General features: G+C 73.4%; 18 protein-coding genes. 13 read left to right on the top strand and 5 right to left on the bottom strand.

Annotated elements, in window-relative coordinates; translation table 11 throughout:
- Positions 1-42: 42 nt before the first annotated feature.
- The 5 genes from HL054_RS19735 to HL054_RS19715 all read left to right on the top strand — a co-directional run bounded on the left by HL054_RS19735 (position 43) and on the right by HL054_RS19715 (position 4,898).
- The gene (locus HL054_RS19735; RefSeq protein WP_369140792.1) at positions 43-975 is read left to right on the top strand and encodes a hypothetical protein; all 933 of its coding nucleotides are present in this window, start codon (positions 43-45) and stop codon (positions 973-975) included.
- Between the two features lie 110 nt (positions 976-1,085).
- Positions 1,086-1,907, top strand: a complete 822-nt coding sequence (locus HL054_RS19730) for a sugar phosphate nucleotidyltransferase (protein WP_369140790.1) — start codon at positions 1,086-1,088, stop codon at positions 1,905-1,907.
- A gap of 101 nt (positions 1,908-2,008) precedes the next feature.
- A complete protein-coding gene (locus tag HL054_RS19725) occupies positions 2,009-3,034 on the top strand; it encodes an NAD-dependent epimerase/dehydratase family protein (protein ID WP_369140789.1) in 1,026 nt (341 codons plus the stop codon).
- A complete protein-coding gene (locus HL054_RS19720; protein WP_369140788.1) occupies positions 3,031-3,600 on the top strand; it encodes a dTDP-4-dehydrorhamnose 3,5-epimerase family protein in 570 nt (189 codons plus the stop codon). Before HL054_RS19725 ends, HL054_RS19720 begins: the two co-directional genes overlap by 4 nt.
- Positions 3,597-4,898 carry an NAD(P)H-dependent oxidoreductase gene (locus HL054_RS19715; RefSeq protein WP_369140787.1) on the top strand — a complete coding sequence of 434 codons (1,302 nt, stop codon included), beginning with the start codon at positions 3,597-3,599 and terminating at the stop codon, positions 4,896-4,898. Before HL054_RS19720 ends, HL054_RS19715 begins: the two co-directional genes overlap by 4 nt.
- A 42-nt stretch (positions 4,899-4,940) precedes the next feature.
- Here HL054_RS19715 and HL054_RS19710 read toward each other — a convergent pair whose 3' ends face one another.
- Positions 4,941-5,372, bottom strand: a complete 432-nt coding sequence (locus HL054_RS19710; RefSeq protein ID WP_369140786.1) for a MerR family transcriptional regulator — start codon at positions 5,370-5,372, stop codon at positions 4,941-4,943.
- Positions 5,373-5,900: 528 nt separating this feature from the next.
- Here HL054_RS19710 and HL054_RS19705 point away from each other — a divergent pair.
- Positions 5,901-7,628 (top strand): glycoside hydrolase family 26 protein, encoded by a 1,728-nt coding sequence (locus HL054_RS19705; RefSeq protein ID WP_369140785.1) that lies wholly within the window; start codon positions 5,901-5,903, stop codon positions 7,626-7,628.
- Positions 7,629-7,870: 242 nt separating this feature from the next.
- Here the strand turns inward: HL054_RS19705 and HL054_RS19700 are convergent, their stop codons facing one another.
- The gene (locus tag HL054_RS19700; protein WP_369140784.1) at positions 7,871-9,196 is read right to left on the bottom strand and encodes a hypothetical protein; all 1,326 of its coding nucleotides are present in this window, start codon (positions 9,194-9,196) and stop codon (positions 7,871-7,873) included.
- Positions 9,193-10,224 carry a glycosyltransferase gene (locus HL054_RS19695; protein ID WP_369140783.1) on the bottom strand — a complete coding sequence of 344 codons (1,032 nt, stop codon included), beginning with the start codon at positions 10,222-10,224 and terminating at the stop codon, positions 9,193-9,195. Before HL054_RS19695 ends, HL054_RS19700 begins: the two co-directional genes overlap by 4 nt.
- Before the next feature lie 274 nt (positions 10,225-10,498).
- On the opposite strand from HL054_RS19695, the gene HL054_RS19690 reads away from it, so the two are divergent.
- From HL054_RS19690 to HL054_RS19680, 3 genes are all read left to right on the top strand, one after another.
- A complete protein-coding gene (locus HL054_RS19690; RefSeq protein ID WP_369140782.1) occupies positions 10,499-12,322 on the top strand; it encodes a hypothetical protein in 1,824 nt (607 codons plus the stop codon).
- Positions 12,323-12,600: 278 nt separating this feature from the next.
- Entirely contained in the window at positions 12,601-13,566 is a 966-nt protein-coding gene (locus HL054_RS19685) for a hypothetical protein (protein WP_369140780.1), read from the top strand.
- Positions 13,566-14,714 (top strand): DegT/DnrJ/EryC1/StrS family aminotransferase, encoded by a 1,149-nt coding sequence (locus HL054_RS19680; RefSeq protein WP_369140779.1) that lies wholly within the window; start codon positions 13,566-13,568, stop codon positions 14,712-14,714. Before HL054_RS19685 ends, HL054_RS19680 begins: the two co-directional genes overlap by 1 nt.
- Before the next feature lie 41 nt (positions 14,715-14,755).
- Here HL054_RS19680 and HL054_RS19675 read toward each other — a convergent pair whose 3' ends face one another.
- Positions 14,756-15,673, bottom strand: a complete 918-nt coding sequence (locus HL054_RS19675; protein ID WP_369140777.1) for a glycosyltransferase — start codon at positions 15,671-15,673, stop codon at positions 14,756-14,758.
- A 150-nt stretch (positions 15,674-15,823) separates the two neighbouring features.
- Between HL054_RS19675 and HL054_RS19670 the strand changes: the two genes are divergently transcribed.
- On the top strand, positions 15,824-16,906 hold the full coding sequence (locus HL054_RS19670; protein WP_369140776.1) for a glycosyl hydrolase: 1,083 nt from the start codon (positions 15,824-15,826) through the stop codon (positions 16,904-16,906).
- 46 nt (positions 16,907-16,952) lie between these two features.
- Here the strand turns inward: HL054_RS19670 and HL054_RS19665 are convergent, their stop codons facing one another.
- Positions 16,953-18,101 (bottom strand): glycosyltransferase, encoded by a 1,149-nt coding sequence (locus HL054_RS19665; RefSeq protein ID WP_369140775.1) that lies wholly within the window; start codon positions 18,099-18,101, stop codon positions 16,953-16,955.
- Between the two features lie 216 nt (positions 18,102-18,317).
- Between HL054_RS19665 and HL054_RS19660 the strand changes: the two genes are divergently transcribed.
- The 3 genes from HL054_RS19660 to HL054_RS19650 all read left to right on the top strand — a co-directional run bounded on the left by HL054_RS19660 (position 18,318) and on the right by HL054_RS19650 (position 23,201).
- Complete coding sequence (locus HL054_RS19660; RefSeq protein WP_369140774.1) at positions 18,318-19,970, top strand: choline dehydrogenase; 1,653 nt, start codon at positions 18,318-18,320, stop codon at positions 19,968-19,970.
- Positions 19,971-19,998: 28 nt separating this feature from the next.
- Positions 19,999-21,291: a hypothetical protein gene (locus HL054_RS19655; protein WP_369140773.1), complete on the top strand. Its 1,293-nt coding sequence runs from the start codon at positions 19,999-20,001 to the stop codon at positions 21,289-21,291.
- Positions 21,292-21,761: 470 nt separating this feature from the next.
- Positions 21,762-23,201, top strand: coding sequence for a sugar transferase (locus tag HL054_RS19650; RefSeq protein ID WP_369140772.1), 1,440 nt, complete (start codon positions 21,762-21,764; stop codon positions 23,199-23,201).

Below are 23,201 nucleotides of genomic sequence, written 5' to 3'. Positions count from 1 at the left end.
ACCCCTCGTCCAAGTCGGTTACTCACCGCTACGGTCGTCTGCATGCGCCTCCACGTCCTGTACCGCTCGTCCGGCGGTGAGAACGCGAAGCCCCGACCTCCGTTCCACGACAAGCGGGTCAGCCTGGCCTCGTTCCTCCGAGCCGTCAGCACCGTGCCCGACGTCGACCTCACGTTCGTCAACAACGGCCCGCAGCCCGCCGACCGGCTGGAGCTGATGCAGGCGACCGGTGCGCCGGTCCTGCAGATCGTGGCACCGGGTGGCCGGGCGAGCCTGCGCTGGGCCCTGCAGCACGCCATGGCCGCCGACTGGGCCGACGACGACATGGTCTACCTCGTCGAGGACGACTACCTGCACACCCCTGACGCGCTGGCACGGCTGGACGCGGCCATGCGGGCGCTGCCCGAGGTCGCCTACCTGATGACCTACGGGTCGACGCCCGGCCTCCCGGTCGGCACCGCCGAGCACTACGCCGAGATCACCCCCGACGACTGGCGCCCCGGCGTGCCGGCCACGGTCGACGGGCGGACCTGGCGCCCGGCGCTGGCCCCCACCAGCACCTTCGCCGTCCGGGTGGGCGCGCTGCGCGAGGACTACCGGCTGTTCCTGCAGGCCCACCTGCCCTACCGCAGCCACTACCTGGACCTCCAGCTCGGCCTGGTCTGGCAGGGCTACGAGCCCTACCGCTGGTCCGACGTGGCCCGGGAGGCGGTCGGCCTCCGCGGCGGCGGCCTGAAGGGGCGGCTGGTCGGGATCTCCGAGGCCCCCTTCAAGGCGGCCTTCAACCTGCGGTCGCACCGCCGGCCCAGCCGCCGGCGGCTGGTCTACGTGGCCGAGCCGAACCTGGCCACCCACGTGGAGGTGGACCTGCTGGCGCAGGGCGAGGACTGGGAGTTCATCGCCCGGGACGCGCAGAAGTGGCTCGACGAGGGGGCGCCCGGTCTCGACCGGGCCGCCGTCCGCGTGGCGCCGTGACATCGAACCCCGGGGACGCTCCCGCGCCCCGCACCCCGGACCTGCCCCCCAGGTCCGACTCCCGTGAAGACGAACCCGGCCAGGCCGGACCCGAGAAGGAGCTCCCTGACGTGGCAGAGCACAACGACGCCGTCGACGTGGCGGACATCCCCGTCGTCATCCTGTGCGGTGGCATGGGCACCCGCCTCCGCGAGGCCAGCGAACACCTCCCCAAGCCGCTGGTCGACATCGGCGGCCGGCCGGTGCTCTGGCACATCATGAAGACCTACAGCCACTACGGGTTCCGCCGCTTCGTGCTGTGCCTCGGCTACAAGGGCGACATGATCAAGGACTACTTCATCGACCACCGCGCCCGGATGAACGACTTCACCCTGCGGCTGCGCGGCGACCACGACCTCGACTTCCACACCGCCGTGGGGGAGGAGGACTGGGAGATCACCTTCGCCGAGACCGGGCTCACCACCGCCACCGGCGCCCGCATCGCCCGGGTCGCCCAGTACCTGGACGCCCCGCGCTTCGCGCTGACCTACGGCGACGGCATCGGCGCCGTCGACATCCCGGGGGTGCTCAAGTCGCACGTGGCCTCGGGCAAGCTCGGCACGCTCACCGGCGTGCACCCCAGCGGCCGCTACGGCGAGATGGTCATCGAGGGTGACGACGTCACCGCGTTCAACGAGAAGCAGCCCCAGACCGGGTACGTCAACGGCGGCTTCTTCTTCTTCGAGCGGCAGTTCGTCGACACCTACCTCGACGCCCAGGCCACCGAGGAGATGCTCGAGCACGCACCGCTGCAGCGGCTGGCCCGCGACGGCGAGCTCGGTGTCTTCCGGCACGAGGGCTTCTGGATGGGCATGGACACCTTCCGGGACTGGAAGGAGCTCAACGGGCTCTGGGACGACGGCCGCGCGGAGTGGAAGGTCTGGGAGGACTGACCGCCCGGACGGGGGCGACCGCCCCCGTCCCGCACGACACCGCCGGACCCCCGCGGGCCGGCGACCACCACTGAGACGACACGGGAACGAGGACAGGCGACGTGCGAGTACTGGTCACGGGCACCGAGGGGTACCTCGGGTGCCTCACCGCGCAGGAGCTGCTGCGCGCCGGACACGACGTGATCGGCGTCGACACCGGTTACTACAAGCACGGGTGGCTCTACCCGGGCCTGGAACTGGTGCCGCAGACGCTGGCGCTGGACATCCGCAACCTGGGCGCCGAGCACCTCGACGGCGTCGAGGCCATCGTGCACATGGCGGAGCTGTCGAACGACCCGATCGGGGACCTGATCGGCGACGTCACCTACGACATCAACCACAAGGGCTCGGTGCGCCTGGCCCAGGTGGCCCGGGACGCCGGGGTCTCCCGGTTCGTCTACATGTCCTCGTGCAGCGTCTACGGCGTGGCCGACGGCACCGTCGACGAGACCAGCCCGGTCGACCCGCAGACCTCCTACGCCCGGTGCAAGGCGCTGGTCGAGGGTGACGTGGGCGCGATGGCCACCGACGACTTCTCGCCGACCTTCCTGCGCAACGCGACCGCCTTCGGCGCCAGCCCGCGGATGCGGTTCGACATCGTGCTGAACAACCTGTCCGGCCTGGCCTGGACCACCAACAAGATCGCGATGACCAGCGACGGGTCCCCGTGGCGCCCGCTGGTGCACGCCCTCGACATCGCCAAGGCGATCCGGATGACGCTGGAGAGCCCCCGCGAGCGGGTGCACGGCGCGATCTTCAACGTGGGCAGCGAGAACAACAACTACCGGGTGCGGGACATCGCCGAGATCGTCGCGGCCGAGTTCCCGGGCTGCGAGCTCACCTTCGGCGACCCCAGCGCCGACAACCGCAGCTACCGGGTGGCCTTCGACAAGATCCGCGAGGTGCTGCCCGGGTACGACACCGACTGGGACGCCAAGGCCGGTGCCGCGCAGCTGCACCGCATCTTCCGGTCGATCGACCTCGACGACGCCACCTTCACCGGCCGCGGGCACACCCGGCTCAAGCAGATCGAGTACCTCATGCGCACCGAGCAGGTCGACCCGCAGCTGTTCTGGACGGCGTCGTGAAGTACACCGAGCTCGGGGTGAACGGCGTCCACCTCGTGGAGATGGAGCCGATGTCGGACGACCGGGGCTTCTTCGCCCGGTCCTTCGACACCACGGAGTTCGAGCAGCACGGCATGCGGCCCGAGGTCGCGCAGTGCAACGTCTCGTTCAACCACAAGGCCGGCACGGTGCGCGGGCTGCACCTGTCGCTGCCCGGTCACCCGGAGGCGAAGTACGTCCGGTGCACCCGCGGCGCCATCGTCGACGTCGCCGTCGACGTCCGGCCCGACTCGCCGACCTACCTGCAGCACGTGGTCGTCGAGCTCACCGCGGACAACCGCAACGCGCTCTACCTGCCGCCGCACCTGGCCCACGCCTACCAGACGCTGACCGACGACACCGAGGTGCTGTACATGGTCAGCGTGCCGTACGCGCCCGGCGCGGAGATCGGCTTCCGGCACGACGACCCCGCCTTCGGGGTCCAGTGGCCGCTGCCGGTCTCCACCATCTCGGACAAGGACGCCGGCTGGCCGGCGTTCGACGAGGCGACCAACGCCGAGCGGTTCGGCGCGGGGGTCCAGGCGTGATCGTGGTCGACACGCTCCTCGCGGATCGTCAGAAGGAGGGCCGGCCGGTCGGCGTCGGCCTGGTGGGCGCGGGCTTCATGGGCCGCGGCCTGATCAACCAGGTCGTCAACAGCACGCCCGGCATGCAGCTGGTCGCCGTCTACAACCGGACGGCGGAGAAGGCGCACACCGCCGTCTCCGAGGTCGGGGCCACCCCCAAGGCGGCCGAGAGCGCCGCGGACGTCGACCGGCTGGCCGCCGGCGGCGCCGTCGCCATCACCGACGACATCGACGTGCTGACCGGCAGCGACCGGGTGGACGTCGTCGTCGACGCCACCGGCTCGGTGACCTTCGGCGCCGAGCTGGCGCTGGCCTGCTTCGCCGCCGGCAAGCACCTGGTGCTGCTCAACGCCGAGGTCGACGCCACCCTCGGCCCGCTGCTGGTGACCAAGGCGGACGCCGCGGGCGTCGTCTACACCGGCGCCGACGGCGACCAGCCCGGCGTGCAGATGAACCTCATCCGGTTCGTCCGGCAGCTCGGGCTCACGGTGCGGGTGGCCGGCAACATCAAGGGCCTGCAGGACCCCTACCGCAACCCCACCACCCAGGAGGGGTTCGCCAAGCGCTGGGGCCAGGACCCGTGGATGGTCACCAGCTTCGCCGACGGCAGCAAGGTCAGCGTCGAGCAGGCCCTGGTGGCCAACGCCGCCGGGCTCACCGTGCCCAAGCGCGGGCTGTACCAGCTCGAGCACGCCGGGCACGTCGACGAGCTCACCGGCGTCTACGACGTCGAGGAGCTCCGCGCGCTCGGCGGTGTCGTCGACTACGTCGTCGGGTCCAAGCCCGGCCCGGGCGTCTACGTGATGGCCGAGCACGACGACCCCAAGCAGCGGCACTACCTCGAGCTGTACAAGCTCGGCACCGGCCCGCTGTACAGCTTCTACACGCCGTACCACCTGTGCCACTTCGAGGTGCCCAACACGGTGGCCCGCGCCGCGCTGCTGGGCGACGCCACGATCCGGCCCCAGGGCGCACCGCAGGTCGACGTGGTCACCCTGGCCAAGACCGACCTGGCGGCGGGTACCGAGCTGGACCGCCCGGGCGGGTACCACTACTACGGCGAGGCCGAGCGGGCCGACACCACGCACCGCGACCGGCTGCTGCCGCTGGGCCTGGCCGAGGGCGCCCGGCTGCTGCGGGACGTCCGCAAGGACGAGGTGATCGGCTACGCCGACGTCGAGCTGCCGGCCGGCCGGCTGGTCGACCGGCTGCGCGCCGAGCAGGACGAGATGTTCTTCGGGAGCCCCGCCGCCGGCTGAGCCGGAGGCAGTCCCGGGTCGAGCCGGCGTCCGACCGCGAGGTCAGGCGACCGGCTCGACCGCGTGGTGCGCTGCGAAGGGCTGGGGCGCGCCGGTCTCCTCGGTGCGCAGGATCTCGAGGAACTCGTCGGCGCGGTCGAGCTGGCGCTGCAGCCGCTCACGCCGCTCGGTCGCCTCGGCCGTGAAGGCGCGCAGCTCGACCAGCAGCCGGTCCCGCTCGGCCGCCGTCGTCGACGCGCGCAGGCCCTCGACGACGACCAGCAGCTGCCGCATCTCCTCGACCGAGAACCCGAGCGGCTTCATCCGCCGGATGACCATGAGCTTCTCGAAGTCGGCCTCGCTGTAGAGGCGGAACTTGCCGGCCGTGCGCGCGGAGGGGCTCAGCAGCCCCGTCTCGTCGTAGTGCCGCAGCGTCGGCAGCGAGAGCCCGGTGCGCTCTGCCAGCTCGCCGATGCGCATCAGCGGCTCGCTCATCGGGGACTCCGCTCCTCGCCGGTCGGCGCGGCTACCCGCTGCTGCGGGCCGCGCACTCATCCGTACGACTCTACCCAGCCGATCGAGCTGCTCCGTCCCCAGCGCCTGACCGGCGGGTCTCCGCGGTGGCGCGTGAGGGTCGCCGGAGGCCGTGCGCCGGCTGGGTGCGAGCTGTGGTGCGGCTGTCCGCGGAGCCGGGCGGGTGCTGTGTCCGAAATCACATGACGACCGTTGCGAACCACGTTTGAGGGCGTTTCCGCAGGTGGCGGAGCTGTGGTGGGTTGAGACGGACTGGTTCGTAGGGGTGCAGTCACCCTCCGTGGCGTTTGTAACGGTCTGTGACTTCACGTGCGCGGAGCGCCCGTGCACACTCCCCAAACGTCATCGATGTAATTCGTCGAGACATGCCACGTACCGGACTCCCGAAGGGCCAGCCTTGTTCCTCGCAGCCACCTCGCCATGCTGCCGACACAGATCGGGAGCCGCTGCGGCGGACCGACCGGCGAACGTCCAGGAGGTGTCCTCCTGATGGGGCGGCACACCGATCCGGGGAACCTCCCCGCGCAGCTCCCGGACGCCCGGACCACCCGGTGGCCGGCGGCCCCCGCGCGTGACGAGTCCACCGTCCGGCCCCGCATCACCGCGGAGCGCGCCGCCGTCGTCCCGACGCTCGGCGAGCTCGCCGCGGCGACGCCCCGGCAGGTCCGCGACGACGCCGTCGCCGTCTCCGCCCTCCCGCCGGTGCCGCTGACCGGCGGCCGCCCGGCCGGCACGACCCCGCGTCTCGTGGAGCAGCCCGTCGCCGAGCCGTACGTGGCCGCGCACCACGGCGCGTCCGGTCCGGCGCTGCAGCGCCCGGTAGCGGAGCGGCCGGCCATGGCGCGCCCGGCGGCCGAGCGCCCCGCCATGGAGCAGTACGTCGTGGAGCGGCGGCCGGTCGAGCGGGCCAGCCACGCCGCACCGCGCCGGGCCGGTGCCCGCGGCGCCCAGCCCCGCAAGGGCGGCCGGCTGCACGGTGTCCTGGTCTACGCGACCGGCGTCGTGATGGTGCTGTCCTCCGCCTACGGCGTGGCCGGCACCGTCGGCGGCGGCGACAACGTGCTCACCGACTCCGCGTCGTCCGTGCGCTCGTTCCTCGGCGGCAACGGGGAGAAGCAGTGCCGCTGGCACCACAAGGGCGAGGACGTCGCCCCGGCGCCGGCGCCGGCCCCCGCCCCCGAGGCGGCCGCACCGGTGACGGAGGAGCCCGTCGCGGCCCCGGCCGCGCCCCCGGCGGCGGCACCCACCAGCGCGGCCCCCACCACCACGGCTGCCCCTGCCCCGGCGCCGACCTCGACCAGCACCGCCGCTCCCGCGGCGACCTCGGCCTCCGCCGTCCCGGCCGGCACCTGGCTCTCCGGCGCCTCGGGTGACGGCGTGTCCAGCGGCGCGTTCGGTACGTGGCGCGGCACCCCGGTGGCCATCGGCGGCACCTGGGCGGACAACAACGAGGCCATGACCGAGCTGTGGCAGCTCGACCGCGGCGGCGAGTTCGGGTCGTGGAACCAGGCGCTGGACATCGCCATCGGTGCGATCGGCGAGGGCGAGTCCTGGGAGCAGGCGGCCCGCGGCGCCTACGACCAGCGCTGGCGCGAGTCGCTCACCAACCTCAAGGAGAAGTGGGGCGACCGCACGGCGCCGCTGTTCATCCGGTTCGCCCACGAGATGAACGGCGACTGGTACGACTGGTCGGTCAACAGCGGCAACAAGGACGCCTTCGTCACCTCCTGGAAGCACTTCCGCGCCCTGCAGCAGGAGATCTTCCCGGCGTCCCAGCTGGTGTTCTCGCTCAACCGCGAGTCGGTCAACAGCGGCTTCGACTGGCGGCAGTCGTTCCCCGGTGCGCAGTACGTCGACGTGATCGGCGTCGACTACTACAACCAGTACCCGACCGTGACCAGCGCGGCCCAGTGGGCCGACTCGCTGGACGACGTGGACAAGTACGGCGCACCCAAGGGGCTCCAGAAGCACCTGGACTTCGCCCGCAGCGTCGGTCTGCCGCTGTCGGTGCCGGAGTGGTCGGGGCACGCCGGCAACGGTGACTCCGCGCCGTGGATCCAGGGCATGCACGACTTCTTCGCGGCGAACGCCGGCGGGGGAGCCGGGCAGGTGGTCTACGACGTGCAGTTCAACATCGACATGCACGGCGACGCCTACCGTGTGTACCCGACGACGAACATGCCGGCCTCGGCCGAGGCCTACCGCCGGCTCTTCTGAGCCACCCGCACGACACCGGCCCAGGGCCGGCGTGACCTCCGGGTCGCGCCGGCCCTGCGTCGTCCTCCAGGGGCGGGCGGACCGGTGGCTGTCGGCGGGCGCCCGGCAGGGGGGCCCGGCAGGACCTCGACCACCCACCCGCCGTCGCTGGGCGCCGACCCTGGGGAGGCACGCCGGAACTGAGCCCAGCGGCCCCGACCTGGGACGACGCCGCCGCGGCCGGGCTGCGGTAGAGGGCCCGGCTAGGGGACCGGGTCGCCCGCGGTGATCGGCCGGGCGTCCTCGCGCGACCCCAGCGTGGTGAAGATCCAGGCCAGGAAGGCGGTCTGCGGTTGGAGCAGGGCACCGGACAGGAAGAAGACCATGAACAGCACCGAGCCGGGCACGACCTTCCACGGGCTGCCGCGCAGGGTGGCCGTCACCAGGAAGATCACGAACGCGCCGCCGGCGAGGACGCCGTACTCGTAGACCAGCTTGGGCAGGATCACGTAGAGCACCACCTGGCTGAAGCCGGTGGCGTTGGTGACCAGGAGGTCCTCGGAGGTGCCGGCCCCCGCGCCGTGCACGTACCGGCTGGGGTCGTCCTCGAGCCCCTGCAGCACCTGCTTGTACGGCGCGACGAACCGGCTGTAGCCGCTGCTCTCGGTCTCGGTGAACTCACCGCTGCGGTTGAGCAGCAGGTCGGCCACCGGGCTGGCGAGCACCAGGCCGAGCGCGATGACCGCGGCCAGGACGTACCCGACGCGCAGCAGCTTCGGGGCCCGGAACAGCACCAGCACCGCGCCGATGGCCAGCAGGAAGATGCCCGTGCCGGAGACCGAGGAGGCCATGCCGGCGACCAGCACGACGAGCATCCAGGCACGGACGCGGAGCACCAGCCCGATGATCACGGCGAGGGCGCAGAACTGGGAGAGGAAGGACGGCTCGAGCAGGACGAACGCAGTCGACTTGAACGTCGACGACCCGTACTCGAGTGAGTTGTTGAAGTTGTAGAAGGGGACGATGTAGTCGGCACCGACCAGGTCGATCAGCCGGTCCTCGTAGGTCCATGCCCCGGCCAGCTGAGCGCCGAACTGGGCGACGCCGACGACGGCGAGCACCATCATGGTGCGGACGAACGTGATCCCCGCCGAGGCGACGACGCGGAAGCCGTGCGGCGTGCGGGCCCGGAACAGCCAGGGCAGGTAGATCACCACGAGCAGCAGCAGCGACGGCACCGAGAAGTCGGTGTCGGCGAGGCTGACCGCCACCGTGGCGGCGAAGCAGGCGGCCAGCGCGACCAGCAGCAGCTCCACCCGGATCCGGCTCAGCCCCAGGCTGCCCCGCAGCAGCAGGACGGCGAGCACCAGGTAGCCGAGCGGGATGGCCATCGAGATCGACGTCCCGGCCATCGGGATGCCCAGGCGCTGGGTGAGCACCAGCAGCACCACGAACACGTTGACGATGACCTGGTCGCCGTGCCGCCAGCGGGACGGCTCACCGGTGGTCGCACCCGCTGGGGGACCCGGCTGCACCTCGTCGGGCCCGGCCGGCTGCCCGGCCCGCCCGAGGGGGACGACGACGCTCACGACCGCGACCTCCTTGCCCGGAGGACGTCGACGACGCCCTGCCAGAAGCCGATGCCCCAGCCGACCTGCATCGCGACGAGGGCGGCCGGCACCGCCTTCCGGTCAGCGGTGGCCGGGGCGGAACGGACGATGGCGGTGCTGGCGGCGCCCACGACGGCCGCGTACGGCGCGACCGCGAGCAGGCCGACGACCGGGCGGCGGGCGCTCACGCCGACCGCGGCGGCCAGCCACAGCACCAGCGCCGGGGGGCCGAGGTGGCGGAGCTTGGTGCTGCGGGGGTGCCGGGCGACGACCCCGGGCTTGCCCCGGCCGTAGCGGCGGTACTGGCGGAACAGCTGGCCCACCGTCTCGCGGGAGTTCCAGAGGATCTCCAGCTCGGGGTCGAACAGCAGCGGCGCGGTGGCCCGCAGCCGCTGGTCGAACTCGAAGTCCTCGTTGTTGAGCACGTCCTCGTCCCAGCCGCCGAGGCGGCGGACCGTCTCGGTGCGGTAGGCGCCGAACGGGATGTGGTCGACGACGCCCTCGACGGTGCCGTAGTGGTACATCGAGCCGCCGACGGCGAGCCGGGAGTTCAGCACGCTGGCGACCGCCTGCCCGGCGGCGGTCTGCGCGACGGCGGTCTTGCGCCCGCCGACGCCGGACCAGCGGCCCTCGGCGAGCCGGCTGACGGCGCGCTCGACGTAACCGGGCGGGATGACCGAGTGCGCGTCCACCCGGACCAGCCAGGTGCCCCGGGCCGCCGCGACGGCCATGTTGAGGCTGGCCGGGATCGACGGGCGGGGGTTGCTCAGCACCACCAGGCGGGGGTCGGCGGCCGCGCGGGCGTGCAACCGGTCGGTGGTGCCGTCGGTCGAGCCGTTGTCGACCACGACCACCTCGAGCCGAGGGCCGGTCTGGGACAGGATCGAGTCCAGGCAACGGTCGATCGAGGCGATCTCGTTGCGCGCCGGCACGATCACCGAGACGTCGGGCACCTGACCGTCCGCCAGGGGGGACTGCTCGTGCTGCCCCGGGGACTGGTCCGGCACTCGAACACCTCTCTCCTGCACACCCGTGGGCCGGCCCGCGGGGGGCGGCACGCCGCATCGTCACCGGTGCGGCGCCCGCCCACGATAGCGAGGCGACCGCCCCTGTCTGCCCTCGTCCGACGCCCTTACCCCTTCCGGGGGACAGGCGAGACGGAGAGGTCTGCAACCGCAGCCTGCATGGGAGACTCCGCGGGAGCCAGAGACGGGGCGACGACCGTCCCAGCCGCGCCCGGGCCCGGGTGCAGCGACCAGCAGGAAGCGTGAGGAGAGTGGTGTGGCCGGTTCCACCGTGAGCACGGAGGGCGACGCCCCCCGGTCCATGGCAGCGATGTCCCTGTGGCGGGCGAAGTGGGTCATCCTGGCGGTGATCGTGCTGGCCTTCCTCGGCGGCTACCAGTACAGCAAGGACCAGGCGGCGACGTACACGTCGACGAGCCGGGTCGTGCTGTCCGCGGCCCAGCCGTTCGACCCGCTGGGCACCTACACCGGCAACGACCCGAACCGCTACGTCGCCGACCAGGTCGCCCTGATCAAGACGCAGGCCGTCCTCGCCGACGCCGCGAACCTGCTGGCGGCCGGCCAGCCGGCGTACCCGATCGACCCGATCGACCTGGGCGGGCAGATCACCCCGGCGCCCTCCTCGACGACGTCGAACGAGATCGTCATCAACGCCCAGGCCGACGACCCCGACGAGGCCGTGGCGCGTGCCAACGCGGTGGCGAACGCCTATGCGGCCTACCAGGACCGGCAGGTGCAGGCGGTGGTCGACGCGGCCCTGGCGGCCGTGGTCACCGACGAGAACCTGAGCGCCGAGATCCGGGCCAAGGCGGCCACCTTCGACGACGGCATCGCCTACGTCGAGACGGCTGCGCCGGGTGAGGCGTCGTCGTCGGTCGCGCCGACCCGCAGCGCCGCGCTGATCACCGCGGTCGCCGCGCTGGTCGCCATCGGACTCGCCCTGCTGTGGCGCACCCCGCCACCGGACGGCAGCGCCGTGGTCGGCGCCGCCCACACCCGGGTCCTGGGCAGGGTGCCCGGGCGCCGGCTCCGCCGTGGCGCCGGCGCGCGGCCGCAGGAGCACGCGCTCCCGCTGGTCGCCCTCGACTACGCCCGCCGGGAGACGCCGGGCCCGGTGCTCGTCACCGGCAGCAGCAGGCGCAACAGCGCGCCGTCCGTGGCGCACGGCCTGGCCGTGAGCGCCGCGGCGCAGGGCCGCCGCGTCCTGCTCGTCGACGGCGACCCCACCCGTCGCGAGGTCGCCAAGGTGGCGCAGTCCGCGCCGGCCCAGCCCCTCGAGCGCCTCGGCCGGCCGGGGGTCGGGCTCGGCGACGTGGTCGCCCCGACCGGCACCCGCGGCCTGTCCGTGGCCGTGGTCGGGTCCGAGGGATCCGACCTGCTCGACGGTGCCGCCGTCGGTCGGGCGCTCGCCGAGGCCGGCGCCGACTTCGACCTCGTGCTGGTGCAGTCCGGCCCGGTGTCGACCAACCCGGTCGCGTTCGCGCTGGTCGGGCAGGTCGCCGCGGTGGTCCTGGTGGCCCGGCTGCGTGACTCGGCGAAGCCCGTCGTCGCGCTGCGGGAGCAGCTCGAGACGGCCGGTCGCCCGCTGGTGGGCGTCGTGCTCACCGGGCGCACCGGGTTCCCGTGGTCGAAGGGCGCCGGGTCCACGGGCGGCGGGTCCTCGGACGACCAGCAGTTCCCCGAGCGGGCGGCCCCGGTCGCTCTGGCCGCGGTCGCTCCGGCCCCGGTCGCTCCGGCAGCCGCCCCGGCCGCCGCGCCGCCGGTCCACGGCTCGACGGCGGCTCCCACGGGGAACGGCACGCCGCTCGCCGGCGCCCAGCCCGACCCGGCCGCCCCGGTCACCGCGCCGATCGTCGTCCCGGAGGCGAACGGCACGCCCGTCGTCGCGCTGGGCTCGAACGGCACCCCCGCGCCCAACGGGACGCCGACCTCGAACGGGACGCCGAGCGCGAACGGGACACCGACCTCCAACGGCACGCCGACCTCGAACGGCGTGCCGCGGCAGAACGGCGTCGTGCCGGGGCAGAACGGCAAGCCCGTCGTCGCCTCGGAGCAGGACGGCGAGCCGGCCGGTCACTGAGCCCGGGACGGGGTGGGCCTCCCGCCCACCCCGTCCACCCATCCGTTCCGGAGCCGGAACGCGAACACCGTGGCGGCCGTCCGGCCGCCGCGCCCAGACCCCTTCCCCGCACCGCCGTGGCCTGCGAAGGTCCAGCTCCGCACGGAGCGACGTCCACGGGGCTCGGGGTGAGAGAGCGGGCACGCCGTCGTCGGCGTGGCCCGACGTGTCCCACGACGAGGGGCGATGCGCTGTGACGACACCTGGTCACCGCGCTGGTGCCACCAGAGGAGAACGCAGTGTCCGCTGATCCCACTTCCCGCCTGCGGATCTTGTACCGCCACTACGGGGGTGACAACGACAAGCCGCGCCCGGAGTACTACAGCAAGATGCTGGCGCTCGCGTCGATGCTGCGTGCCGTCGAGGCGCTCGACGTCGAGCCGGAGATCGTCTACATCAACGACGCGGTCAGCCCCGGGCCGATCCTGTCGCTGATGGAGCAGACCGGTGAGGTCGTCCCGGTCCGCGGGGGCAGCGACGCCAAGTCGTACCGCGCGATGATCGACCGCGAGGTGGCCCGCCCGGCGTCGCCGGACCAGTTCCTCTGGTTCTCCGAGGACGACTACCTCTACCGCCGCGACGCCCTGCAGCTGCTGACGTCCGGCCTGGCGGCGCTGCCGGGCGCCGACTACGTGACGATGTACGGGTCCCGCTCCCTCGACGTCGCGTCCAGCGGGCCCCGCGCGGTCAGCTTCGCCCCCGGCGGCGCGGAGGGCGACCCCGGCGCGGCCATCACCGTCGACGGCGTCCAGTGGTACCGCGCCTTCGCCAGCACCAGCACCTACGGCACCCGGCTGGGCACCCTGCGGGAGGACCGCCGGCTGCTCGTCCTCTGCGCCAACAGCGGTGGCCCGTGGGACCGCACGACGTCCCAGGTGCTGGCCGGCTACCGCCCGTTCGGCCTGGCCGAGCTGCGCGAGGACGTGCTGCCGCGCGGGTCGGTGAGCGCGGCCGACCGCGGCAAGGGCCTGGCCCGTGCCGCGATGCGGGTGGCGGTCACCGCCCGGTCGCTGCGCCGGCAGTCGCGTCGCCGGACGCTGTTCGCCGCCGACCCGGAGCTCATCTCGCACATGGAGGTGCACGACTCCACGACCCGGACGGTGCCCAGCGCCCAGAGCGCGGCCACCGACTGGGCGGCCATCGCCGCCGAGACCGTCAACTGGGCCGAGGGCCGCGGCATCGCCGTCACCTCGCGGGTGTCGTGATGACCCCCGTCCCGGTCCCCTTCCTGCGGCCGCAGCTGCCGTCGCTGGAGCAGGTCGGCGCCTACTACCGGCTGGCGGAGGAGGCGCGGTTCTTCTCCAACGGCGGCCCGTGCGAGACCCTGCTGCGCACCCGGCTGTCGGACTACCTCGGCGGCGTGGGCTGCGTGCCGGTCACCAACGCGACCAGCGGGATCATGGTCGCCGTCCGCGCGGCCATCGACGCCGCCGGCACCGGTGACCGCCGGTACGTCGTCATGCCGTCGTACACCTTCGTCGCCACGGCGGGCTCGGTGCGGATGCTCGGCTTCGAGCCGCTGTTCGTCGACGTCGAGCCGGGTGCCTGGCAGCTGGACGCCGACGCGCTGGACGACGTCCTCGCCGCCCGGGCCGGCGAGATCGCCGCGGTGCTCGGCACGCACACCTTCGGGCTGCCCCCGGCGGCGGCGGTGCAGCGCCGGTGGACGGCGGCCTGCCGTGAGCACGGGGTGCCGCTGGTGGTCGACGCGGCCGCCGGCTTCGGCGCGCTCGACGACGAGGGCACGCGCACCGGCCGGGACGTGGTCGCCCACGTCTACTCCTTCCACGCCACGAAGGCGTTCGCGATCGGCGAGGGCGGCGTCGTCACCACCAACGACGAGGACCTGCTGGAGCGGATCGAGGCGCTGCACCACTTCGGCTTCTCCTCCGGCCGGGTCGCGGAGTACGCCGGCGTCAACGCCAAGCTGGACGAGCTGCACTCGGCGAGCGCCCTGGCGGTGCTGGACGGCTACGACGAGGTGCTGCGCCGCCGCCGCGCCATCGCGGCGTTCTACCGCGAGCACCTGGAGCCGCACGGCTTCACCTTCCAGGCCGGCAGCGACGGCGGCACGTGGCAGGCCGGGTACCTCTCCGCGCCGGACGCGGCCACCCGGTCGGCCGTGCTCGCCGGGGCGAAGGAGGGGAGGGTCGGCGTCACCGCCTACTACGACCGGCCCGTCCACCAGCACCCCGCGTACGCGGACGCTCCCGTGCACGGCGACCTGCCCGTGACGCTGGCCCTGGCCACCCGGGCGCTGGCCCTGCCGATGGCCAACGACCTGTCCGAGGCCGAGCAGCAGCGGGTGGTCGAGGTCGTCCTGCACTCGGCCCGGCTGGCGACCGTCTCCTGACCTGGCGCGCACCGGGGCACTCAGGCCCCGGTGCGCCCGGGTCAGCGGTCGGTGACCACCCGTCCGCCGACCGTCGCGCGTCCGGTGAAGGCGCCCATGGCGTACGCCCAGTGCTCGCGGGCCCGCTGGCGGTTGCGCAGCACCACGTGCTCGGCCGCCCGGACGGCGTAGCCGAGGCCGACCAGGCCGACGATCGCCGCCGTGACCGGCGTCGACCGGTGCTTGCCGACGTAGCGCCGCATCGACGCGCCCCGCAGCCGCATCATCTCCAGCGACGGCGCCCCGGAACCGCCGCTGGACCCGGCGACGGCGACGTCGGTGCGCAGCCGCTCGTACAGGCCGTGCTCGCGGACCGTCCGGCCGAAGGCCATGTCCTCGTTGTAGACGTAGAAGTCCTCGTCGAAGCAGCCCAGCTCCAGGAACGTCTGCCGCCGGACCGCCATGCAGGGACCGCTGATCCAGTCGAGCTCCACGGTCTCGCCCACCGCCGGCCGGGCGAAGATGCCGCGGGTCGGCAGGAGCTTGTGCAGGCCGGCGGCGTGCACCGCGGCGCGCAGCACGCTGGGCTCCCACCCGCCCACGCCCAGCTGGGTCCGGCCGTCGTCCTCGACCAGGACGCCGCCGCTGGCCGCGCAGCGCGGGTCGGTGGCGACGTCCTCGACGAGGGTCGCGATGTCCGCGGCCGTGGGGCGGGTGTCGGGGTTGAGGAAGACCAGGTACTCGGCCGAGCTGGACCGGGCGCCCGCGTTCGCCGCCCGGGCGAAACCGACGCCGCCGCCCTCGAGGTACCGGCCGGTCGGGCGGGCCCGCACCACGTCGGCCAGGCCGTCGCTGCCGTCGGAGTTGTCGACCACGACGAGCGGCAGGTCCGCCGGCAGTCCGGCGAGCAGCTCCTCGACCTGGGTCCGGCTGCGGTACGCCACCACGACCAGCTCGATCTCACCCTGTGGTGTCGTCATCCCCGTCTCTTGCCTTCCTGTCAACCCCCTACCTGTTTTCCACAGGTACAGTGCCCGGCACCGGGGAGCTCGCCGAAGCCTCAGACTAGCGCCTGAGCTGCGGTCTTCCCGATGACCCGATGGTGTGAACACGGCAACGGAGGAGGCACGGTGGCAGGACCGTCCGACGTCGACGGGGCAGGGACCCTGGTCGACGACGTCCCAGCGGCGCCTTCCGCCGGCCGTCCCCGCTCCGCCCGTCGCCGGCGCGCCCTGCTGATCGGGGTGCCGCTGCTGGTCCTCGCGATCGTCGCGGCGGCCGTCTTCGCCCTCACCCGGTCCGACCCGGCGCCGGTGGCCGACCCGCCGCCCGGCCCGGTGCTGCCGTGGACGTCCGGTGCCGCCGTGGACGGCGTCGTCGACGAGTTCGCCGCGTGGCGCGGGTCGCAGGTGGAGATCTCGGCGACCTGGGTGGACGCCGACCCGTCGCTGCAGACGTCGCTGCCCCAGCTCAAGGACGGCGAGGAGTTCGGCGACTGGGACCGTGACCTGGACATCGGGATCGGCGCGATCGGCGAGGGCGAGAGCTGGGCGGAGGCCGCCGAGGGCGCCTACGACAACCGCTGGCGCCGGTCGCTGACCAACCTGGAGCGCGACTGGGAGGGCCGCTCGGGCACCCTCTACATCCGCTTCGCGCACGAGATGAACGGCAACTGGTACCCGTGGAAGGTCACCGCGGAGGACCGGGACGACTTCGTCACCGCCTGGCAGCGCTTCCGCGCCCTGCAGCAGGAGGTCTTCCCCGAGTCGCAGCTGGTGTTCTGCCTCAGCCGTGAGTCGGTCGACAGCGGCATCGACTGGCGGGAGACCTTCCCGGGTGCGGAGTACGTCGACGTCCTGGGCGTCGACTACTACAACCAGTACCCCTACGTGGACACCGCCGAGGAGTTCGACGAGGCGGCCACCGAGACCGACGAGTGGGGCGGCCCGAAGGGCATCCTGGGCTACCAGGACTTCGCCCGCGAGCAGGGCCTGCCGCTGGCGGTCCCGGAGTGGAACGGCAACGCCGGCGAGGGGGACGCCCCGGCGTTCATCTGGTCGATGTACGCGTTCTTCGCCCGCGAGGGCGGCACCGGCCCCGGCGACCTGCTGTACGAGATCGTCTTCGCCATCCCCGGCTACGACGGCGACTTCGACCTCTACCCGGACACCCAGATGCCGGAGTCGGCGGAGCAGTACCAGCAGCTCTGGTAGTCCCGCCCCCGCCGGGGCGCCCGGGTGTGCCGGGCGCCCCCGGGGGTCAGGCCGGCGGCAGCCCGAGGGCGGCGAAGAGCGGCCGGACGGCGGCGGACCAGCTGTGGTCGGCGGCGACGGCGGCCACCCCGGCCCGACCCAGCTCGGCGGCCCGCTCCGGGTCGGCCAGCAGCTCGGCGAGCGCCTGCGCCATCTCGTCCGGGTCGTCGGCGACGACGACGCCGCGGCCGACCAGGTCCTCGAGCCCCTCGGCGCCGATCGTGGTGGCCACGACGGGCCGGCCGGCGGCCAGCGCCTCGAGGATCTTCAGCCGCGACCCGCCGCCGGCCAGCAGCGGTGCGACGCAGACCCGGGTGCGGGCGTACCAGGGCTCGAGGTCGGGCACCGTGCCGGTCACCTCGACGCTGGGCCCGGCGAGCTCCTGCACCGACCGGCTCGGGTTGCGGCCGACGAGCTGCAGCCGGGCGCCGGGCAGCCGCTCGACCACCCGCGGCCACACCGCGGTGCAGAACCAGACCGCGGCATCGACGTTCGGGCCCCAGGAGAGCAGCGCGACGAAGCTGGCGACCGGGTCCTCGGCCGGCGGGAGCGGCGCCGGCTCCTCCCAGGCGTTGGGCACGACGACGACCTGCGGGTGCGGGGCCACCTGCTGCAGCGCGAGCCGGTCGACGTCGCTGACGACCGCGACCACGTCGGCCGCCGCGGTGCGGCGCTCCAGGCCGCGCAGGGCGCGGGCCTCCAGGGCGTACACGGCCTTACGCGGGCCGGTGGCGGACTCCGCGATCCGCTGGGTCAGCAGCGACTCGACGTTGTGCATGTCCAGCACCAGCCGGTCGGCCCGGACGCCGGCGGCGTAGGGCATCAGCTGGACGTGCTCGACCACCAGGACGTCGAGGTCGTCGCCGGCGGCCTCGCGCACGACCTCGGCCAGCCGGGCGTCCCAGAACCGGGCGGCGGTGAGCGAGCGTCCGCGGCGGAGGCCGCCGAGCAGGTCGACCGGGCGGCGGCGCAGCGGCACGCTGCGCACCTCGATGCCCTCGGCCTCCAGCGGGGCGGCGTCCTCGTCCTCGCCGGCGAAGGCGCAGAGGGTCACCGGGCCGTGGGCCCGCAGGGCGCGGACCACGCCGAGGGTCCGCCGCTTGTCGCCGCTGTTGGGCGGCCAGGGGACGAACTTGGCGATGACGACACTGCGCACTGGAGAGCCTCCGCTCCGTGGGGGGACGGGAGGCAAGGTACGGCGTCACCCCCCGTGAGCGGCAGCGCGCTGTCCCCCGTACGGGTGGCCGCGCCGGAATCGTCCCTGTCGACGGAGAGTCACGGCTATCGTCGGTGACCACGCTCGTGTGCCGTCGCAGTGCCCTCCGCAGACGCACCGGCAGACATCGGTACACCTGGGAAGGACGGACGGCGCATGGCCTCACGACCTGTCGACTTCATCGTGGTCGGCGGCGGTTCGGCGGGCTCCGTGCTCGCCAACCGGCTCACCGCGGACCCCGAGGTGTCGGTGCTGGTGCTGGAGGCCGGCGGTCCGGACAGCTGGCGCGACCTGCTCGTCCGGATGCCCATGGCGATGCCCCGGCTCGCCGGCAACCCCGCCTACGACTGGTGCTTCGAGTCCGAGCCCGAGCCGAACCTGCACGGTCGCCGGCTGCCGCACCCGCGGGGCAAGCTGCTCGGTGGGTCCAGCGCCATCAACGGCATGCTCTACCAGCGCGGCCACCCCTCGGACTTCGACCGCTGGGCCGCCGACCCGGGCATGGCCGACTGGGACTACGCGCACTGCCTGCCGTACTTCACCCGGCTCGAGCGGGTGGAGTCCGGCGAGGCCGGGCCGACCCGCGGGCACGACGGTCCGCACACGCTCAACCGGGCGCACGCCGAGGGTCCGCTCTTCGACGCGCTGTTCGAGGCCGCCCGGCAGGCCGGCTACGGCACGACGTCGGACCCGAACGAGTGGCAGGAGGGCTTCTCCGCCTACGAGAAGGTCATCCGCCGCGGCCGGCGCGAGACGGCGGCCAACGCCTACCTCGACCCGATCCGGGACCGCGCCAACCTCAGCGTGCAGACGCATGCGCTGGTCACGAGCATCGTCCTCGAGGGCACCCGCGCCGTCGGCGTGCGCTACCGCGTCGCCGGTGGCCCCGAGCAGGAGGTCCGCGGCGGCGAGGTCGTCCTCGCGGGCGGCACCTTCAACACCCCGCAGCTGCTGATGCTCTCCGGCGTCGGGCCGCGGGCCGAGCTGGACGCGCACGGCATCCCCGTCGTCCACGAGCTGCCCGGCGTGGGCCAGGACCTGCAGGACCACCTCGGTGTCTTCCTGCAGCACCTGTCGTCCCAGCCGGTCTCGGAGGCCTGGATCAAGGACAAGAAGCGGTGGCCGGCCATCGCCGCGGAGTGGCTGCTCAAGGGCACCGGCCCGGGGGCCAGCACGCAGATCGAGGCCGGCGGCTTCGTCCGCACCCACGACTCCCAGCCGTCCCCGGACGCGCACTTCTTCTTCGCACCGATCGTCTGGCCGACGCCCGACGTCCCGGTGATGCAGGGGCACGGCTACCAGCTCTACATGTTCTCCGGCCGGGTGGAGTCCCGCGGCCGGGTGGGGCTGCGCTCGGCCGACCCGACCGACCACCCCTCGCTGCTGTTCAACTACCTGTCGACCGAGAACGAGCGCACCTCCTGGGTGCGCACCGTCCGGGCCGCGCGCACGCTCCTCGCCCAGCCGGCGTTCGCCCCCTACGACGCCGGGGAGATCACCCCGGGGCCGCGGGTGCGCACCGACGAGGACGTGCTCGAGTTCGTCCGCCGCACCGGCAAGACCGGCCTGCACCCCACGTCGTCGTGCCGGATGGGCGTCGACGACCTGGCGGTCGTGGACCCGGCGACGATGGGCGTGCACGGTCTCCAGGGACTCCGGGTCGTCGACGCCTCGGTCATCCCGTACCTCGGCAACGCCAACCCCTACGCCCAGGTCATGATGGTCGCGGAGAAGGCGGCGGACCTGGTCCTGGGTGCGACGCCGCTGCCGCCCGTGGCTCCCCCCACCGGGTCCCCTGCGTCGGTCTGAGGTCTCCTGCGTGACGACAGAACAACCCGTGTCCACGGCTGCCCCGACGCCCCCCGCGGGACGCCGGGGGAAGGTGGCCAAGCTCGCCAAGCGGGCCAGCTGGAACGTGGTCGACCAGGCGCTGTCCAGCCTGAGCAACCTGGCGCTGTCGGTGCTGGTCGCCCGCTCGGTGGACAGCGAGGCCTTCGGCGCGTTCACCGTCTCCTTCACCGTGTACTCGGTGGCGGTGCTGTGCTCCCGCGCGCTGGTCAGCCAGCCGCTGATGATCCGCTTCAGCGCCGCCGACGCCGGCTCCTTCCGGACGGCGGCCGGCGGTTCCACCGGGGCCGCGACGGCCGTGGGCGTGCTGCTCGGGCTGGTCGTGCTGGCCGCCGGAGCCGCGATCGGCGGCGGCGTCGGGACGGCGCTCCTGGTGATGGCGCTGCTGCTGCCCGGCCTGCTGCTGCAGGACGCCTGGCGGATGGCCTTCTTCGCCCAGCGCCGTCCGGAGCTGGCCACCCTGCTGGACGCCGTCTGGTTCGTGCTGCAGTTCGCCGGCGTCGCGGTGTTCCTGGCCATCGGCACCGACAGCATCGTGCCCTTCGTCCTCTCCTGGGGCCTGGCCGCCGCGGTCGCCGCGGCGATCGGCGCGCAGCGCGGGCGCACCGCCCCCCGGCTGCGGTCGGCGCTGTCGTTCGTCCGCGCCCACTGGGACCTCACCGCCTGGCTGCTGTTCGAGTCGATCCTGCTGCAGGGCGCCTACCAGGGGGCCCTGCTGCTGGCCGGCGCCTTCGGCACGCTGAGCGACGTCGGCTCGCTGCGCGGCGCGCAGGTGGTCCTCGGGCCGATGACGCTGCTGTCGACCAGCGCGGTGGCCTTCGGGGTGCCCGAGCTGTCCCGCCGCGGCTACCTGTCCGCCCGGCACCGCAACGTCGCGGCCATCGGCCTCGGCGGCGTGCTCGCGGTCATCGGGGTCGTCTGGGGCACGCTCATGCTGCTGCTGCCCGACGCCTGGGGCGAGGCGCTGCTGGGCGACTCGTGGGACGGCGTCCGTGCGGTGCTGTTCGCCTCGCTCATCGGCCAGGTGGCGAACCTGATCTCCGTGGGCCCGTCCTGCGTCGTGCACGCGATGGGGAAGTCGGTGTCGACCTTCCGGATCCACCTCGCCCTGTCGATCATGCTGGTCGGCTTCGGCCTGGGTGGCCTCTTCCTCGGCGGCGCCGTCGGGGCGGCCTGGGGCTTCACGATCGCGTACTGGGCCGTCGTGCCGTTCTGGTTCCTCACCCTGCACCGCCTCGGCCGAGAGGCCGAGCGTCTCGGGACCCAGCCGACCCTCAGCTGATCAGGTGCCGGCCGGCTCCCCGAGGGGGGCCGGTCGGCACCGTCCGGAGGCCCCGTGGTGACCTGTCCCACAGCCGCGCTGCCGTCGGACGTGGCCCGCGTCACTGCTTCCGGACGGTGAGCGTCGCCGGTCCGACACCGGCCGGACTCCGCTGTACCGGAGGCTCGGGCCGATGGCACTACGGACCACAGGGCCTCCGACACTCTGCGTGACGACGTACCGAAGTCGAGGACCACGAACGGGTGATCCACTGGCACGCGCTCCGGTCATCCACCCCCGAGGAGTCACCAACTCCCCTACAGTCAGCTACGCACAGGGCCCCACCAGGGCCGCAGACGATCGTCGGGGCGCACAGTCACGGGTCACGGACAGTGAGGAACGTCGTGGATTCACACTCGCGGGTGGCGACCCGGCACGAGCCTGCTGTGCGCGCCGAGGCGGCGCCGCAGGAGCGATCGGCGGAGCTCCCGGTGAGCGTGTCCGCCCCCGGGCAGACGCTGCCCCCCCAGCAGGACGACGCGGTCTCCGGCTGGGTCCGGGCCGCGCGCTTCGGCGTCCGCCCGCTGCTGTTCTCCCTGGACCTGCTCGCCATCGTCATCGGCGTGGTCGGTCTGGAGATCATCGGCGACGCGGCGGGGATCGACTCGCCCTCGCGCAAGAGCGTGGCCTTCGGGCTGGTGTTCCTGGTGCTGCTGGCGCTGGCCGGCATGTACCGCTCCCGGCTGTCCCTCTCGGTCCTCGACGACCTCCCCACCCTGGTCGGCCGCTGGCTGGCCGCCGCCGGGATCGCCCTCTTCGGCCAGGTCGTCTGGTCGAAGGCGCTGTGGGCCGACTACGTCATCAACTGGCAGTTCCTCTGGGGCGCCGTCGCGATCGGCGTGGCCCTGGTCGTCCTGCGGGCGGTCGGCTACGCCATCGTCCGCAGCCTCCGCTCGCACGGCCTGGTCGCGCACCGGACGCTGATCATCGGCGCCGGCAGCGTCGGCAACCAGGTCGCCGACATCCTCGAGGCGCACCCCGAGTACGGGCTGCACCCGGTCGGCTTCCTGGACGCCGACCCCTGGCCGCTCGAGAGCCGCAGCGGGCTGCCCGTGGTCGGCAGCCCGCAGGACGTGCTCCGCTTCATCGAGTCCGGCGACGTGCGCAACGTGGTCGTGGCCTTCAGCTCGATGCGCGAGAAGGACATGGTCCAGCTGATCCGGGCCTGCGACCGGTACAGCGTCGAGCTGTTCGTCGTCCCGCGCCTGTTCGAGCTGCACCAGGTGGACGACCAGATGGACAACGCCTGGGGCCTGCCCCTGGTGCGGCTCCGCCGGTCGACCTACCGCAGCCAGGCGTGGCGGGTGAAGCGCCTGGTCGACGTGGCCGTCTCCGGCCTCGCACTGCTGGCCCTCGCCCCGGCGCTGGCCCTGATCGCCCTGGCGGTCCGGTTCGACGGCGGCCCCGGCATCCTGTTCCGGCAGGAGCGCGTCGGCGTCGACGGCCGGCACTTCCAGGTGCTGAAGTTCCGCTCGCTGCGCCCGGCCACCGAGGACGAGTCGGCGACCACCTGGAACATCGCCCACGACGCCCGGCTGGGCAAGGTCGGCAAGTTCCTGCGGAAGACCTCGCTGGACGAACTGCCCCAGCTGTTCAACATCCTGCGCGGCGACATGAGCCTGGTCGGACCGCGGCCGGAGCGCCCGCACTTCGTCAGCCAGTTCCGCAGCGCCTACCCCAGCTACGAGGCGCGGCACCGGGTGCCCTCCGGGCTCACCGGCTGGGCCCAGGTGCACGGCCTGCGCGGGGACACCTCCATCGCCGACCGCGCCCGGTTCGACAACTACTACATCGAGAACTGGTCGCTCTGGCTCGACGTGAAGATCGTCCTGCGGACGATCGGGTCGGTCGTCCGGGGCGCCGGCGGCTGA

Origin of the sequence: Modestobacter versicolor, assembly GCF_041028285.1 — a bacterium.
GTDB classification, from domain to species: Bacteria; Actinomycetota; Actinomycetes; order Mycobacteriales; family Geodermatophilaceae; genus Modestobacter; species Modestobacter versicolor_A.
This window is presented reverse-complemented; position numbering and strand designations above follow the sequence as displayed.

Excerpts from the sequence above, each read along its gene's own strand:
- HL054_RS19735 (WP_369140792.1), top strand. The coding sequence starts at position 43 with ATGCGCCTCCACGTCCTGTACCGCTCGTCCGGCGGTGAGAACGCGAAG.
- HL054_RS19710 (WP_369140786.1), bottom strand. The coding sequence starts at position 5,372 with ATGAGCGAGCCGCTGATGCGCATCGGCGAGCTGGCAGAGCGCACCGGG.
- HL054_RS19705 (WP_369140785.1), top strand. The coding sequence starts at position 5,901 with ATGGGGCGGCACACCGATCCGGGGAACCTCCCCGCGCAGCTCCCGGAC.
- HL054_RS19680 (WP_369140779.1), top strand. The coding sequence starts at position 13,566 with ATGACCCCCGTCCCGGTCCCCTTCCTGCGGCCGCAGCTGCCGTCGCTG.
- HL054_RS19675 (WP_369140777.1), bottom strand. The coding sequence starts at position 15,673 with ATGACGACACCACAGGGTGAGATCGAGCTGGTCGTGGTGGCGTACCGC.
- HL054_RS19660 (WP_369140774.1), top strand. The coding sequence starts at position 18,318 with ATGGCCTCACGACCTGTCGACTTCATCGTGGTCGGCGGCGGTTCGGCG.